This window comes from Sphingomonas sp. MA1305 (assembly GCF_016107325.1).
Lineage (GTDB): Bacteria > Pseudomonadota > Alphaproteobacteria > Sphingomonadales > Sphingomonadaceae > Sphingomonas.
In genome coordinates this window covers 379,651-395,334 of the sequence record NZ_RCVT01000002.1, presented here as the reverse complement: position 1 = coordinate 395,334, position 15,684 = coordinate 379,651, and the positions used below count along the sequence as shown (strand labels likewise).

11 protein-coding genes and 1 pseudogene are annotated in these 15,684 nt (G+C 65.6%); 8 read left to right on the top strand and 4 right to left on the bottom strand.

Features of this window, described 5'->3' with window-relative positions; all coding sequences use genetic code 11:
* The first annotated feature begins 176 nt into the window (after positions 1–176).
* From D9601_RS09740 to D9601_RS09715, 6 genes are all read left to right on the top strand, one after another.
* Positions 177–671: a nucleoside deaminase gene (locus D9601_RS09740; protein WP_198353801.1), complete on the top strand. Its 495-nt coding sequence runs from the start codon at positions 177–179 to the stop codon at positions 669–671.
* A complete protein-coding gene (locus D9601_RS09735; protein WP_198353800.1) occupies positions 668–874 on the top strand; it encodes a ComEA family DNA-binding protein in 207 nt (68 codons plus the stop codon). Before D9601_RS09740 ends, D9601_RS09735 begins: the two co-directional genes overlap by 4 nt.
* Positions 875–1,170: 296 nt before the next feature.
* On the top strand, positions 1,171–1,710 hold the full coding sequence (locus D9601_RS09730; RefSeq protein ID WP_332837965.1) for an RNA polymerase sigma factor: 540 nt from the start codon (positions 1,171–1,173) through the stop codon (positions 1,708–1,710).
* On the top strand, positions 1,668–2,615 hold the full coding sequence (locus tag D9601_RS09725) for a FecR family protein (RefSeq protein WP_198353798.1): 948 nt from the start codon (positions 1,668–1,670) through the stop codon (positions 2,613–2,615). Before D9601_RS09730 ends, D9601_RS09725 begins: the two co-directional genes overlap by 43 nt.
* Before the next feature lie 79 nt (positions 2,616–2,694).
* Positions 2,695–5,196: a TonB-dependent receptor gene (locus D9601_RS09720; RefSeq protein ID WP_198353797.1), complete on the top strand. Its 2,502-nt coding sequence runs from the start codon at positions 2,695–2,697 to the stop codon at positions 5,194–5,196.
* A 63-nt stretch (positions 5,197–5,259) separates the two neighbouring features.
* Positions 5,260–6,192 (top strand): metallophosphoesterase family protein, encoded by a 933-nt coding sequence (locus D9601_RS09715; RefSeq protein ID WP_198353796.1) that lies wholly within the window; start codon positions 5,260–5,262, stop codon positions 6,190–6,192.
* A gap of 150 nt (positions 6,193–6,342) precedes the next feature.
* Here the strand turns inward: D9601_RS09715 and D9601_RS09710 are convergent, their stop codons facing one another.
* The 3 genes and pseudogenes from D9601_RS09710 to D9601_RS19800 form a co-directional block, all read right to left on the bottom strand.
* A complete protein-coding gene (locus D9601_RS09710) occupies positions 6,343–7,908 on the bottom strand; it encodes an alpha-L-fucosidase (RefSeq protein WP_232474033.1) in 1,566 nt (521 codons plus the stop codon).
* Between the two features lie 129 nt (positions 7,909–8,037).
* On the bottom strand, positions 8,038–10,038 hold the full coding sequence (locus tag D9601_RS09705; RefSeq protein ID WP_198353794.1) for a glycoside hydrolase family 127 protein: 2,001 nt from the start codon (positions 10,036–10,038) through the stop codon (positions 8,038–8,040).
* A gap of 642 nt (positions 10,039–10,680) precedes the next feature.
* Positions 10,681–11,057: pseudogene (locus tag D9601_RS19800) on the bottom strand (DDE-type integrase/transposase/recombinase); the annotation flags it as partial.
* A 281-nt stretch (positions 11,058–11,338) separates the two neighbouring features.
* On the opposite strand from D9601_RS19800, the gene D9601_RS09695 reads away from it, so the two are divergent.
* Both D9601_RS09695 and D9601_RS09690 read left to right on the top strand, forming a co-directional pair.
* Positions 11,339–12,859, top strand: coding sequence for a tryptophan halogenase family protein (locus D9601_RS09695; RefSeq protein ID WP_198353792.1), 1,521 nt, complete (start codon positions 11,339–11,341; stop codon positions 12,857–12,859).
* Positions 12,856–13,533 carry a DUF6445 family protein gene (locus tag D9601_RS09690; protein WP_198353791.1) on the top strand — a complete coding sequence of 226 codons (678 nt, stop codon included), beginning with the start codon at positions 12,856–12,858 and terminating at the stop codon, positions 13,531–13,533. Before D9601_RS09695 ends, D9601_RS09690 begins: the two co-directional genes overlap by 4 nt.
* Positions 13,534–13,586: 53 nt before the next feature.
* Here the strand turns inward: D9601_RS09690 and D9601_RS09685 are convergent, their stop codons facing one another.
* On the bottom strand, positions 13,587–15,635 hold the full coding sequence (locus tag D9601_RS09685) for a hypothetical protein (protein WP_232474031.1): 2,049 nt from the start codon (positions 15,633–15,635) through the stop codon (positions 13,587–13,589).
* Positions 15,636–15,684: the final 49 nt, after the last annotated feature.

Below are 15,684 nucleotides of genomic sequence, written 5' to 3'. Positions count from 1 at the left end.
GTAGAACGAACCAACATGACGGTCGGGGGCGGAGATGATCTGGATCAATACGATTGATCAAAGCGCGGTCGGATCGATGACTGGTCGAGTACGGTACCAGCACAATTTCAACGGCGGCCGCAGAACAGGCATCCTTTGCGACTGACACAGGTTGCACGTCCGACAAGGAGAAGGGCGTGGCCGAGAGTGAGGATGAGCGCTGGATGCGGCGCGCGATAGAGATTGCCCGAGCAAAGGGGGCCGACCCGTCCACTTCGCCGCTGGGTAGCGTCATCGTGCTCGAGGGGCGGGAAATTTCCGCCGAGCGCAACCAGACGCATGAGCTGCCCGACGCGACCGCGCATGCCGAGATGATGGCGATCCGCCGCGCCTGCGAAAGCCTGGGCGAGCTGGAGCTGAGGGGAGCGACGCTCTACTCAACGCTGCAGCCGTGCGGCATGTGCACCATGGCGTCGATCTGGTCGAAGGTCGGGCGCGTAGTGTACGGTGCCGGTCGCGACGACGTTCATCGCATGTATTTCGAGGCCAGGCACATCGACACGCTGTCGTTCATTGCCGACGCCTATCGGGACGATATCGTCATCGAGGGCGGGTGTTTGCGTGCCGAGTGCGCAGAGCTCTACTATGGCCCAGACGCCGAACTGCCTCGCGAGGAGCAGGCAAACCTATGAGCAGCCAGCAGGCCATCGATGTCAACATTGCTACGGCTGACGAAATCGACGCCATACCGGCGCTCAAGGGCCATGGCTTTGAGATTGTACGCTACCGGGAAGATCGGGGCGGCTTCACCGACCTGCGCCAGCTGGATGAGGTGCCCGGCATGGTCGGCAAGGCCGACGGCTTGGATGGCATTCTGACGATTGGAAAGGATTAGCTGCCCGCATCCAAACGCTGGTTTACTCAGACGACGCACTGCTGGCGATGAACGAAAGACCCCCTTTGGGGAGCGCCCTACCACGTGGCGAGCGACTGCATTTGGGTCCTGTCGATGAACTCGTACGAGGGGGATCGCGGCGCTTCGTTGAAGCTGCTGCACGACGCTAGCAGCGAAAGCGGCCGGTCAGTGGTGACGGCCTCAAGCTGTCCCATCGTTGTAAGAAAGCGCGATTAGGCGCGGCCCCAACATGGGGGCGTGATGTGAGTTGGCTTCGCGACATCGATCGGTGGTTCGTGGCGGATGTGTTGCCGCACGCTGCGGCCTATCGAGCGAAAGCGGCGCATTTCTGTGGGCGCGACGACGCGGACGATCTGGTCCAGGAAGCTTATGCCCGCGTGTTGAACGCATCGGACTATCGGGCGATCACTACCCCGCGCGCCTTTGTCCTGGCGATCATCCACAACCTGGCATTGGAGCGGTTGCGTCGGGCAAGCGTCGTACGGATCGATCTGCTCGCGTCGCTGGAGGCATTGGATGTCGCGGATCCTGCACCCGACGCCTTTGCGGTCTCATCAGGCCGATCGGACATGCAGCAACTCCTGCAGCTGATCGATGGCTTGCCGCCGCAATGCGCGCGGGTCCTTCGTATGCGCAAAGTCCAGGGCATGGCGCCCGCGGCGATCGCCGAGACACTGTCACTCTCCGTCTCGACCGTCGAAAAGCATATCGCTAAAGGACTGGCCCTCGTAACGAAGGCGCGTCGCGATCACGCGCGCTGCGTGGAGGAAGTTTGTCCGATCGCTTCGAATCTTCGCAGCATCACGCTAACCTGACGGACGAAGCCGCCTGTTGGCTGGCTGCACTCGATGCCGGGTCTGCAGACGTGACGGCGTTCGAGGCGTGGCGGGCGGCGGATATTCGTCATGCTGTCGCCTTCGCCGAGGTGGCAGGAGCATGGCGGGATATGGACCGGCTCCGTCACGCAGACGGCGATCGGCCGGGGAGGGGCGATCCGATCTCTTCGGCACCGACCGCGCGCACACGCCGTCAGGTCCTTCGCATCGCCGCATCGGTCGCCGCGATTGCCGCTGTCGGTGGTGGCGTGGCGTATCGTGCGCAGGCACGCGAGATGGCGACGACTGCGGTGGGGCAGCGCAAATCGCTGGCGGCGGCGGCGGGCGTGTCGCTCGATCTCAACACCGATAGCCGCATCTACTGGAAAGACGGCGTGCCGATGCGGCTCTGGCTGGACCGCGGCGAAATCGCGATCGCCTTGGCGGCGGATCGGCAGGCACAGCTGATGACACCCGCCGGACGGTTCCAGCTGCTGCCAGGCACCTACAATGCGCGGCTGCGCGGCGTGGGATGCGAGCTGGCGGTAGTCGAGGGGGGGCTATCGGGTGAGGGCGATCTGCACATGCGGGCCGGCGACACGGCGTTCGTCAACGGCGGGATGGTCAGCACCCGCTCGCATGACGGCGACGACCTCGGCCGCGTCACCGCTTGGCAGCGCAACACGCTCGTGCTGAACGGGGAAAGCCTTGATTATGCCCTGTCGGAAGTGAACCGCTACCTGCCGAACAAGATTGTGATCGGCGATCCGCTTCTGTCCCGGCTGCGACTGGGCGGCACGTTCGCGACGACCGACCCGGCGGAATTCCTGCAGGCGTTGCGTACCTCGTTCAACGTGCGCGCCACCCGGATCGGCAACGGCGAGGTCATTCTCACCCGCGCCTGAGTTTTTTTGCAAACCGGGTAGCGGTTTTTCCGCGCCCATCCATCCCTGCATCGACATTCGTGCCAAGCGGGGATTTTCCATGTTCAAGTTTCTCACGACGACGGCCCTCGTCGCGGTCGCGTTGCCGGCGTTCGCCATCGCGTTGCCTTCGATCGCTACGGCGCAATCGCCATCCGCACGCATACGGTTCGACATCAAGGCGTCAGATACCGCAAGCGCGCTGAACAGGTTCGCGCGGCAGGCCGGCGTCCATGTCGTCTTCCCCTATGACGCGGTCGCCACGCGCCGGGTTACGGCCTTGCGCGGGATGTTCAGCCGCGAGGAGGCGCTGCGCCGACTGATCGCGGGGCAGGGGTTGGTGATCGCCGAGCAGACGCCTTCGATGATCTCGCTGAAAGTCGCGCCCGTCGAGGCACCAAATGACGCGGCGAGTGCCGCGACGCAGGATATCATCGTGCTGGGGCAGGGACAGTCGCGCCAGGTGCAAAGCGTGTCGCCTCGGGCGATGAAAAAGCTGACCCCCGGCGCCTCGCCGCTGCGCGCGCTCGGACGGTTACCCGGCGTGAATTTCGATTCGTCGGACGCGCGCGGGACCTATGAGGCGGCGACGCAGCTGTCGATCCGCGGCTTCCTGACCGATCAGATGGGATATACGCTGGACGGCGTTCCGCTCGGCAATATGCAATATCGCAACAACAACGGTCTTTCGATCAACCGGGCGCTGCTGACCGAAAACAATGGTACCGCGACGCTCGCGCAGGGCAGTGGCGCATTGGGGACGGCGTCGACCAGCAATATCGGCGGCACCGTCGACTTCACCTCGATCGATCCGGCTACACGATTCGGTGTCGATCTCGAAGGAAGTTACGGCAGCGCTGATTCGTGGCGAGGATTCGTGCGCGTCAACACCGGCGACCTTCCGTGGGGCGGTCGGCTCGCGCTGTCTTACGCGCACGATCGACAAGGGAAGTGGAAAGGCTGGGGCAAGCAGGTCCAAGACCAGGTCAACGCCAAATATATCCAGACGATCGGTGAAGGCGTGACATCCACTACCTTCATCGACCTCATCGATCGACGCGAGGACGATTATCTCGACACCTCGCTCGCAAAACTGCGGGTCTATGGTTGGCAGTTCGACAATATTCCGACCTTCGCGCTTGCCGAACAATTGGCGACGCTGACGCAGAATGGCGGGACGCCGCCTGCGCCCTATGTGAGTGCCGACGACAGCGTCTACCAGGGTGGCGGAGTACGGCGCGACCTGCTTGGCTATGAGAAGCTCGCCTACGAGCTCTCGCCCAACATTAGCGGCTTCACGACCGGCTATATCCATCTCGACAAGGGCATCGGTACGTATGCCGACCCCTACGACCCGACCCCAGCGGCGTTCGGCGGCTCTCCCCTCTCGGTGTCGGCCAATCGATATTCCATCGATCGCAAAGGCGTCATTTCGCGCCTGACGCTGCGGGCGAGAACTCACCAGATCACAGGTGGCCTGTGGTACGAGCATAACGCCTTCGACCAGGCGAACTACCTCTATGGCCTCCAAGCTGGCGTGGCCCCGCGCAACTTCCAGCACTTTTACACCAATCCGTTTCAGACGACCTATTCGAACCAATACCGCACCGACACCGTGCAACTCGACATCAGCGACACGTGGCAGGCTACCGACCAGCTTCGTCTCAACGCCGGCATCAAGGGCGTTTCCTCCACGAACACCGCGCACAGCATCGTCAGTCGCAAGCCGATCGACGGATCGATCAAAGCCGAAAACTGGTTCCTGCCGACTTTGGGCGGCCTCTACACGATGGACGCGCACAACGAATTCTTCGGTGACTATACCCGAAATATGGCGGCGTTCGTCGCCTCGACGTCGGCCGGGCCGTTCTCGAGCAGCTCGCAGGCCGGTTTCAATTACATCCGCGGCAGCCTGAAGCCCGAGATGACCAACACGTTCGAAGCCGGCTATCGCTTCCACGACCGCGCGTTGCAGCTGTCGCTGACCGGCTATTACGTCAAGTTCACCAATCGCCTTCTCGCCTCGTCGATCAGCGCGACAATCGTCGGCAACCAGAACGTGTTGCAGAACGTCGGCAGCGTCTCGTCACGCGGCGTCGAGGCCGCGGCGAACTGGCGGATCAGCTCAACCTGGTCGGCGTACGGCAGCTGGGCCTATAATGATGCGACCTATGACGACAACGTCCAGCCACTCGGCGGCGCCGTCGTCGCGACCAAGGGCAAGCAGGTTGTGGCGTCGCCGAAGAATGTCGGCAATGCCGAACTGAATTACGACGACGGGACATTATGGGGCGGTGTCTCGGCGCATTATCGCAGCCGGCGATACTATACGTACCTCAACGACGCCATTCTGCCTGGCGCGGTCAACGTCAACCTGACGGCTGGCTACCGGATCAACCGCAGGTTCGAGCTTCAAGCCAACGTGCTCAACCTGTTCGATGCGCATTACATCGCCTCGACCGGCACAGCCGGGTTTGTGACCTCCGACCCCGGTGGTACGTACACGACCCTGCAGGCGGCGGCCCCACGCCAGGTTTTCGTGACGGCGCGCGCGCACTTCTGATGTGACGGGGCGGGAAGCCACTCACCTTCCCGCCGCTTCGGCCCCTTCCACAACAGGTATGGTATGGATCGTCGTACACTCCTGGCGCTCGCGGTGGGCGCACCTCTCATGCCGGCCGCCGGGTCCGTGGCGCCCGGCACACCGTCGCGGCGGGATCAGGCATTCAGCTTTGTCTTCATGGGAGACTGCCATATCCGACCCGAACTCGATGCCGCACGGGCCTGTGCGATGTGCTTTGAGCAGGTCTCGGCTTCGGACTGCGATTTCGTCATCCAGGGCGGTGACCATATCGAGGACGCGCTCGAAACCGGACGCGGGCGCGCGACGATGCTGATGGACCTCTATCAGCGCACCGAGCGGGCCCACCTTCGCAAGAAAGTGTATCACGTTCTTGGCAACCACGACTGCCTCGGCGTCTTTCCAAAGAGCGGGATCGACCCCACCGCGGCGGACTATGGCAAGCAATTCTATATCGAGCGCTTCGGCCCACGCTACTACGCCTTCGACCACAAGGGCGTGCATTTCGTCGTGCTCGACACGGTCGGCCTGACCACAGACCGGAGCTATGAGGGGCGCGTCGATGCCGAACAGCTCGCGTGGCTGCGCGCCGACCTGGCGGCGCAACCCAAGGACAGACGGATCATCGCCGTCGCGCACATCCCGATCCTGTCGGCGCTGCAATGCTATGAACCGGCATCTTGGCTCGATACGCCGCATAATTGGACGTATGCGGTCAATGGCCGCGAGATACTTCGCCTTTTCCAAGGACATGACGTGCTGGCGGTATTGCAGGCACATAGCCACAGCTACGAGCGGATCGAGCTGAACGGCATTTCCTTCATCACGACGGGGGCCGTTGCGGGTGCCGATTGGCGTGGGTCATTTCTTGGCACGCCGGAAGGGTATACGGAGATTAGCGTCACCGGCCGTACCGTGCAAAGCCGCTACCGGACGTATGGTTTTACCAGCGTCGATCCCCACAACGTGCCTATCTGATTGGCGCCATGTAATGAACGGCAAATGCTGCCTAATGACGCAAGTTGCGGGAAGGCGACGTTCACCGCGCTGGCTTCGTCGACCTGACGACGGGTGAATCGCGACAGTCACCGCGCGACCTCATGCGGAATAGTCGCTGCGGGAAGGCGGCTAAGCCAACCCCGCCCCGTTGACGACCAATGCCACGCCGATCGCGTTGCGCAGCGCGGCCGGCAGCTCGACCTCCAGCGCGTCGGCGGTGCGTCGGAAGACGAGCGGCGCGGCGTCGTTCGGGATCGTCACGCGCGTCACCGTGCCGCGGCTCGCGAGCGCGGGCAGCCGCACGACGCCGTCCTCGGGCCAGCCGAGCACCAGGGCATGGACCGCATCGCCCTTGCGGACATAACGTATGTCTCTGGCGGTAAAAGGCGAGTTCCGTCCGCCCTCGTTGAAGTCGCCGCCGCTCGCCTTGGTCGGCCCCTCGCCGAACAGATGCCAGGGACGCGTGCCGTAGATGGCCGCGCCATATCGCCCCATCCACACGCCGATCGCCTCCACGATCGCCTCTTCCTTGTCGTCGATCGTACCGTCGCCGCGCATGGGAACGGACAGCATCAGATTGCCGTTCTTGGCCGCCACGTCGCACAGCGTATGGATCACCTTCGCCGGCGTCTTGTAGCCGTTCCCCTCGTAGACGCTGCGGTCGTAGTGCCATTGGCCCAGGCACGTGTCGGTCTGGAACGGATAAGGCTGAATGCCATCATGCACCCCGCGCTCGACATCGTCGACAATGCCCGGCCGCCGGTCGGCCGGGGTGCCCTTGGCGGTCACCACCGCGTCGTTACGGCCGTGCCAGCCAATCGACTGGTTGTAGAAATGCGCGGTGATGTCGAGGCCGGCCTGCCCCAGTGGCAGCGCGAAATTGTCGAAATACAGCATGTCCGGCCGATAACGGTCGATCAGCTCCCGGCAGCGCAGGAACCAGTTGCGCGTGAAGCTCGAATTGGCGGCGGGCGGGTTCTCGTTCCAGACCCGGTCGTTCTTTTCGTGCCAGTCGTTGGCCGCGGCGATTGAGCGGATGCCGTCCGGCATCTTCATGGTCGGGCCGGCATAGAGCTGCTGGGGATCCAGCCCATCCCACCACGTGCCGCGGCCCTGCGCCTTGGTCAGCCAGGCCGCATCGTAGCGGCGCCCGGCAAGCGGCCCTTCCGGATCATAGCCATAGGCCGGCTGGAGCCAGTGCCAGCTATGCGCGGAGTGGTTGGACACGCCGAAGCGCAGTCCCCGCTGCCGCGCCAGCCGGCTCCATTCACCGACGATGTCGCGCTTGGGCCCGATGCGCGTGCTGTTCCACGGATGATAGGTGGAGGCGTAGCTGTCGAAATTGTCGTGATGGTTGGCGAGCGCCATGAAATAGCGCGCGCCGGCCCGTTGGTAGAGATCGAGCAGCCGGGCCGGATCCCAGCGCTGTGCCGTCCAGCGCGGATACATTTCCATGAAGCCGACCTGCGAGGGGTGGCCGTACTGCGCGACATGATGCCGATAGGCACGCGAGCCCTGAAGATACATCTCGCGTGCATACCAGTCGCCTTGCTCGGGCACGCATTGCGCGGACCAATGGGCCCAGATGCCGAACTTGGCATCGCGGAACCAGTCCGGCGCTTGATAACCGGCGATCAGCGACGGCCAGTTCGGCTCAAAGGCCAACCGCCGTGCTGCGTGGAGCGGACGCGGCATGAGCGAAGATCCGGCGACACCCCCAAGGGAGGCCAGCAACGACCGGCGATCAACGTCCATATCGTCTCCTCTCAGTCTAAGCATCAGGGCGAGAATAACAGCAGCGACCGGGATGCGGCCTCCAGACGCCTACCCAGCAGATCCCTCGCCGCGGTCGTGCCCCCACGCCACCGCGGGTGCCAGGGGCCAATAGGTGGCATAGCGCTCGTGCGCGATGCGGTGATAGGGGACCAGCCGGACCGGACGGCCGTCGGTCGCGGCGAGCGTGAACTCCAACGGGCGGTCGCCGGGGCGCAGCCGTTCGGCCACGGTGGCGGGATCGCCCGCGAGCGTCGGCACGGCGATCGGCGCATCGTTGTAGACGCCGTATTTGCGCTCGCTCACCACGATGTCCGCGCCGGGCGCCAGCCCCTCGCGACCCAGCGCACCCGCCAGCACCAGCGGGCCGTAGGTGAAGGCGACGATCTCGGGCGCGGCGGGGGAGCGGTTCACTGCGGCGTGCATCTCCATCCGCAGCTCGACGCGATCGCCCGTGCGCCAGGTGCGCGCCACCTCCAGATAGCGGCCTGGTTTGGACGAGCGCACCGTCTCCTCGCCATTGACCAGCACGCGGGCGGTGCGGCTCCAGCCCGGATGGCGCAGCCGCAGCGTCAGCGCGGTGGGTTCACGCAGCGTCCAGCGCAGCGTGGTGGAGGGCTCGTCGGGGAAATTGGTCGTCTGCGTCAGCACCGCACCCTTGGCGCGCCACGCCACCGAGGAGGGCAAGAACAGGTTCACCGTCAGCGCGTCGTCGTCGTGGAAGTAGATCGAGTCGCGATATTTGACGTGGTTCTCCATGCCCGTGCCGGTGCAGCACCAGAAGGAGCGGTCGGGCGTGTGGTACAGCTTCATGTAGCCGGGGCGCGCGCCTTGAAAATACGTCGCCATGCCGCTGTCCGGGTCCTGCGAGGCAAGGATGCCGTTGAACAGCGTGCGCTCGTAATAATCGGCATATTCCGGGCGCGGGTCCTGGAGGAATAGCGCGCGGGTGAGCTTGAGCATGTTGTGCTGACAGCACGTCTCCGATCCCTTGGCCGAGAAGACGTGCGCGCCAAAATCGGCGACGGGGAAGAAATGCTCGTTGTCGCCGTGCCCGCCCGGAGCGAACGAGCGGGTGAGCACCACCGTGCGCCAGAAGAAGCGCGCCGCATTGTGGTAGCGTTCGTCTCCCGTCACCTCGGCGACGCGCTGGAAGCCGACGATCTTCGGGATTTGCGTGTTGGCGTGCAGACCGTCGAGATGATCGCGCTCCTGCGCTAGCGGCGTCAGGATCGCTTTATGCGAAAAGCGTTCGGCGACGGTGCGATAGTCGGGCTTGCCGGTCATCGCATAGAGGTCGGCTAACACCTCGTTCATGCCGCCATGCTCTGTCTCGAGCATCGTCTCGAACTGCGTGTCGTTGAGCGGGCGCGTCGCCACCACCGCCCAGTCGGCCAGCCGCAGCAGCACCGCGCGCGACGTCTCGCTGTCGGCAAGCGCGGCAGAATCGCGCAGCCCCGCAAAGACTTTGTGCAGCGTGTACCAGGGCACGCCGGTGATTGGCTCGCCGCGCAGATGCGCCGCGACCAGCGCAGGCCCCTTGGGGAAGGCGCAGACCAGTCCGCTGCCCGACGCCGCCTGGCACGCTGCGAGCTCGGCCGCGACATGCTCGATGCGCGCGCGGAACCGCGAGTCGCGCGTCGAGCGATAGGCGAGCGCGCAGGCTGACAGATAATGGCCCAGCGTGTGGCCGTGGCAGTTGATGTCCGCCCATTCGGGCTCGCTCTCCCATCCGCCATAGGCGGGCGCGCGCGGCGGCAATCCCGCGTTTACGCGGAAATTGTGCAGCAGCCGGTCGGGATCGAGACCGAGGATATAGGCCTCGGTCAGGCGTTGCGCGTGCAGGAAGGGGCTGTCGGCAAGTGTCACATCGGCGAGGTCGAACGGGCGCGTCTTGGCGACGGTGATGCTACTTTCGCCTGGCGCGGGTGGTACAACGGCGCTGACTGAACGCGGCAGCAGGGTGGCAGGCCCCGTCACCAGAGCAGCCTGTCCCACGCCAGCCAATATGCGGCGACGCGACGGACGCGGGCGGCTGGATTCAGTCATCATGGCAGGGCCCCGGACGGTCGATATCGCTCCATAGCTAGCAGTCCGAATAGGACCGTCAACGCGGACCGCGCTGTGGATCACAGCCGCTGATTGCAGTGCATCCAGCAAGCGGTTGATAGTAAAGAGCAGGCCCCGCTAGAAAATATTTTGCCTCAACGCCGGCGCGTGTTGCACGATTTGCCGCTGGCAGCTTCAACGCGGAAGGGCTTGTCCGGCCTTCCCAACGGTGTAACCTCAAATCCGCGCTCTGCGCCGCCTTCTGCGTGTCCGACCAGCTTCTATCCGGCTTTCCCACCTTAGCGTTCGAAGGCACTTCCCAGTGTGCGCCACGACCCACACGCGGGCCGCTGTTGCGACGCCATCGGTGTTGCGCCGCTCATCGGTCGATCGCTGCGCAATCGCGCGCAACTACCGCGGCTTTCCGCTCATCACGAGCCGCATGAACGGTAGCGGTATTGTCCGGATCGATGGTCGAATACCCTGACGTGACCCAGTCTTTCATCCAGCTGCGAGCAGAGATCGATCGGTATCTGACGGTCCCCCCGGTTTCTCATCTGGCACGATGCGAGCTTCTGGCCTGCATCCTTCGGTTAACTCCGAAGGATGCAGGATATTCGGCTGGCGTCAGCCAGCCAAGCACCGCGTGAGGCCGTTCTCGTACGCCCACCGGTCAAGCACGTTCGAGATGAACTCCGGAACGTTGTCGAACCGAATGGCCTTCGGCCCCCCACGCACCGACGCGCTGCGCGTCACCGCCGAGGCGACCTGTTTGCCGCGAATTGCCTGATCGACGTCGATCGCCAGCGCCTCGTGGGTGAACGCGTCGACCACCGTCAACGCCCGCAGCTATCGGCCACATCTCGTCGGGGGGCGAGGCTGCAGGCTGGCGTTCGCGGTTCGCCGCGCTGACCTTGCGACGAGGACGCCGAGCCGAAGCTCGATCCATCGTCTCGATACGGCCGGTAGCCCCGCTTGTGGTTCACCGGCCAGCCCTCCCTGCGCAGCAGGATGTAGATCCGCAAATTACGAGCGTAGCAAGCTCGCTAAGTCCCTCGGCGGCGACTGGCCGGTGAGCGATCCGGACGTGTCGCCCACGGGTGGCGGAGCGACCACGGCGCCCCTGGCCCGGTTTGGCATTCCGACCGCCGCAGCGGACGGGATCATTGCGCTGTTCAAGCACGTCGGGATGACTTCGATCGGTTCCAATACGTACCGCTCGGGCGATCGTCGGCGTGTTGCGGCCGCGCGCGACCCCGATCGGCCCTCGTCAGCAGGCGGTGCTGTCGCTACACGCGGATCGATGCCAGAGACGGAGCAAGCAGGGGCGCGTCGCGTCGCGCGGGTCGTGGTGCTGGGCGGCGGCACCGCGGGATGGATGACCGCCGCGGCGCTGTCGCGCAGCTTTGGCCGCCGGGTCGCGATCACCCTGCTGGAATCGGATGAGATCGGCACCGTCGGCGTCGGCGAGGCGACGATCCCGACGATCCATTGGTTCAACGAGCTGATCGGGCTGGACGAGGCGGCCTTTCTCCGCGCCACCAAGGCGACCTTCAAGCTGGGTATCGAATTCGTCGACTGGCGCGGGCCGGGACACCGCTACTTCCATCCGTTCGGCCATTATGGCGTACCGCTTCCCGGCGTCGCCTTTCACCAGCGCTGGTTGAAGGCCCGACAGGATGGGCTCGACAGGCCTCTGGCCGCCTTTTCGCTGGCGCAACAGCTGGCGGCAGACAACCGCTTCGCCAAGCCGGTCGCCGATCCGCGGTCGATCCTGTCTACCCTGGGCTATGCCTATCACTTCGATGCCGGCCTCTATGCCCGCCACCTCCGCGACCTTGCCGAAGCGGCGGGGGTGCGACGCGTGGAGGGCAAGCTCGACCATGTCGAGCGCGATGGACAGACCGGCCATGTCGCCGCGCTCGTCACCGAGCGGGGCGAGCGGCTCGATGGCGACCTGTTCATCGACTGCTCTGGATTTCGGGCGCTGCTGATCGAGGGGGCGATGCGGGCCGGCTATGAGGACTGGTCGCACTGGCTACCCTGTGACCGCGCGGTGGCGGTGCCGTGCGCGCGCGTCGCGGAAACCACGCCCTATACCCGTTCCACCGCCTGTGCGGCCGGCTGGCAATGGCGCATCCCGCTCCAACATCGTACCGGCAACGGCTATGTCTATGCCAGCGCGCACCTGTCCGACGACGAGGCGGCGGCGACGCTGCTCGCGCGTCTGGATGGTGAAGCCATGGCCGAACCGCGCTTCCTGCGTTTCCTCGCCGGGCGGCGCCGGCGCAGCTGGATCGGCAACGTCGTCGCGATCGGCCTGTCCTCGGGTTTCCTCGAGCCGCTCGAATCGACCAGCATCCATCTGATCCAGAGCGGTATCGCCAAGCTGCTGACACTATTCCCGGACCGCGACATGGATCCGGCCTTGGCGGCGCGTTACGATGCGCTGCTCGCGGCCGATATGGACAATATCAAGGACTTCCTGATCCTCCATTATCGGGCGACAACGCGCGACGAACCGCTGTGGCGGGCGGCGCGCGCGATGGCGATACCGGAAAGCCTGGCGATGCGGATCGATCATTACCGCCGGGCCGGCCGGTTGATGGTCGGCAGCGACGATCTTTTCCGCGAGGCGAGCTGGCTGGCGGTGCTCGACGGGCAGGGGATCGGCGCAGACGACTATAATCCGCTCGCCGATACGATCGACGCGGCGACCAATTGCGCACAGGTGCGACAGATTGCCGACTTGATCGCCCGTGCCGCACCGACCTTGCCCAAGCATGACGCCGCGCTCGCCGCCCTGATCGGCGGGACGGTATGACCGCGCGGATCAGCGCCCGGCGGGTCGGTGTCGAGCAGCAGCCGATCGCGATCGTCGACGGCTTCCACCCCGATCCCGATGCCCTTCGCGACGTTGCGGTCACCGCGCGTTTCGAACCCGGGCGCCACCATTACCCCGGCCTGCGCGCGCCGTTGCCGGCGGATTATTTCGCGCGCGTTCGCCCGGCGCTGACCTTGGTATTGCGTGAGGTATTCGGCGCCGGCGGTGGTATTGCGCTGATCGACGCGAGCTTCGCGATCGTCACCACATCGGCGGATGCGCTGACCATCCCGCAGCGCATTCCGCATGTCGACGCGCTTGACGCGGACCGGATCGCGCTAGTCCACTATCTCAGTCCGGCAGGCGGCGACGGCACCGCTTTCTTTCGGCATCGCAGCACGGGTTTCGAAACGATCGATGCGTCGCGCGGGCCCCATTATAGCGAGCGGCTGGCGCGGGAGATCGCGGCGACACCGCCGGCGCAGGCCTATATCGCCGGTGACACGCCGCTGTTCGAACGGATAGATGGCGTCTCCGGCGATTACAATCGCGCGGTCGTGTACCGGAGCGCGATGCTGCACAGCGGAGCCATCGCCCCCGATACGCTGTTGAGCGCCGATCCCGCGCACGGGCGGCTGACCGTCACCGCCTTCCTGCAGCTCGGGACGTCCTAGCCGAAGCTGATCGCGGTGCGAGTGGCATCAGGCGCGATCGCCGGACGCGCTGATCAGCGCCGCGAGCGGGGCGGCTGCACCGCGAGATAGACGGTGCTCCACAATTGCGCGGCATTGGACTCGTCGACATCCAGCTTGCCCGCCCCGAACGGCACGACCCGATAGCGCCCGCCCTGATAGGTCCAGGACCAAAGCTCGGAACTCTGCGTCGCCCTCGTCGCCTCGATCGCGCGCCACAGCGTCGCCTGTGCCGCGAGCAGCGTCCGCCGCGTCGTCGGCGGCAGGTCGCTTCGCGCGAGCTGCTTTTGCAGCCCTGCGGCGAAAAGCGCCTGCTGCCAGGACCAGACAACCGCGCCGTGATAGGCGGCCGGGGTGAAGCGCGCTTGCACCTCCGCTGGGGCGAGCGCGGCATTGGCAACGAGCAGGCCGACGTCGGTCATCAGGCCGGCGGGAAACGGCCGCATCAACGCGGTGACGTAGGTGCCGAGCGCGGCCGGGTCGGGGGTGCCGAACAGCAACGCAAATCCCTCGTCGGAATTGATGATCGGCACCGGCCGTCCCTGCGCATCGAGGGCGATGGCATGATAAGTCAGCGGCGCCGTGCCCAATGCTGCGAGGGCGGGCTCGGCGGGGACCCCGACGCTGGCAGCATAGCGGCGGATCAGCGGCCCGGCCTCGGCGGCCGGCAATGACATGCGGAACAGATCCGGTGCCTTTGCCCGCCAGGTCGCCGCCATGGTTCCGGCGGTGGCCAATGCCTGGCGATCGGCTCGGCTCAGATACGGATCGAGCAGCCCGGCGGCGAGCAGCCGTGCCCCTGCCTCCAGCGCAGCCGGCACCAAAACGGCATTGACGTCATAGGCATATTTGCCTCGCCCCAGCCCTTCTTCGCTGTCGCGCCATTCACCGGTCAGGCGGCCATCGTCGATGCCGACGAGGTTGGTCGCCCGCGGCGCGGCGGCAAAGCGTTGGGCCTGCGCCACCACGAAGCGCAGGTTGCGCACCAGGCCGGCACCCGCGCTTTCGGAAGCGCCGGGATGCGCTACGCTGGCGATCGGCCGGGCCAGGAAGCGGCGTGCGGCGGCCGGGTCGCCGAGCAGATAGGGCGCAGCGACCGGCGCCAGCATGTAATCGTCGTCGACCATGCCATAGTCCAGCGTGGCCCCGTCGCCGCCACGGCCGTCCTTGCGATGTTCGACCACGGCGAACTCGCCGATCCCCTCCTCATGAGCGACGTCGCCTTGCGGCCCGAGACGCGCGAGGACGGCACCTAGCCCGGCCTCGATCGCCGGTGGGCGCAACGCCGGCATCAGCAAGCGCAGCGACATCAACGTGTCGCGGCCGAAATAGGTGTTGAAACGCCACGACCCGGCGTTGAATTTTTCCTGATAGCTGAGGAAGCGCAACGCGTTCCGGGCGCCTGCGTCGTTCGCCGCGCGTGCGTCGAGCAGCTGGTCGAGCGGGATGCCGTGGAGCGGCGTCTCGCCCGTCGCCGCGACGATCGCGATCCGTATTCTACCGCCCGCACCCGCTTCAATGCCGGATGCCGAGAGACGCCCCTCGATCACGCGCAGTTCGAGCCGATAGCCGGGCGCGCCGTCGAGCCGGTCGCGCCGCCAGACGATCCGGTCGGCAGCCACCTGCGGCCGGGTCGCCACCTCGGGCGGGAAATGGCCGACCGACTGATAGTCGCGCAGGAAGCGGACGTTGGAAAGCACCGCCTGCTTGAACGCCAGGCGCGGCACCGTGATGGTCGTCTCGGTCATGATGCCGTGCAGCGGGCGGCCCTTGTCGTCCTGCAGCGTGATCGGTCGCGGAGCCGCGTCGAGCGTCCACGTCGCGGGGCGAGGGAGCGATTCGAACCACAAGCCGACGCCGCTATTGCCGGCCGGGAAAGCGATCAGGATGCGCGGGTCGATGCCGTTGCGCAGCAACAGATGTGCGGCCACTTCACCGTCGCGCACGAAGGCGTTGAGATTCTGTCCTTCAGTGACCTGATAGGCGAGCTCAGGCACGTCGCCGTGCTGCGGCCGCTGTCCCTGTGCCGCCAGGCCCGCCGCCATCGCCGCCCCGGCGAGCAGCGTCATCACGATCCGCGTCATTGCCATTCTCCCGACGAAACAGAGGCGCGGCAAGCTGGATAGCCGCCGC

Bases quoted from the DNA above. Each gene is read 5' to 3' on its own strand.
- D9601_RS09705 (WP_198353794.1), bottom strand. From the start codon at position 10,038: ATGATGACTGAATCCAGCCGCCCGCGTCCGTCGCGTCGCCGCATATTG.
- D9601_RS09710 (WP_232474033.1), bottom strand. From the start codon at position 7,908: ATGCCGCGTCCGCTCCACGCAGCACGGCGGTTGGCCTTTGAGCCGAAC.
- D9601_RS09720 (WP_198353797.1), top strand. From the start codon at position 2,695: ATGTTCAAGTTTCTCACGACGACGGCCCTCGTCGCGGTCGCGTTGCCG.
- D9601_RS09685 (WP_232474031.1), bottom strand. From the start codon at position 15,635: ATGACGCGGATCGTGATGACGCTGCTCGCCGGGGCGGCGATGGCGGCG.
- D9601_RS09690 (WP_198353791.1), top strand. From the start codon at position 12,856: ATGACCGCGCGGATCAGCGCCCGGCGGGTCGGTGTCGAGCAGCAGCCG.
- D9601_RS09715 (WP_198353796.1), top strand. From the start codon at position 5,260: ATGGATCGTCGTACACTCCTGGCGCTCGCGGTGGGCGCACCTCTCATG.
- D9601_RS09735 (WP_198353800.1), top strand. From the start codon at position 668: ATGAGCAGCCAGCAGGCCATCGATGTCAACATTGCTACGGCTGACGAA.
- D9601_RS09695 (WP_198353792.1), top strand. From the start codon at position 11,339: ATGCCAGAGACGGAGCAAGCAGGGGCGCGTCGCGTCGCGCGGGTCGTG.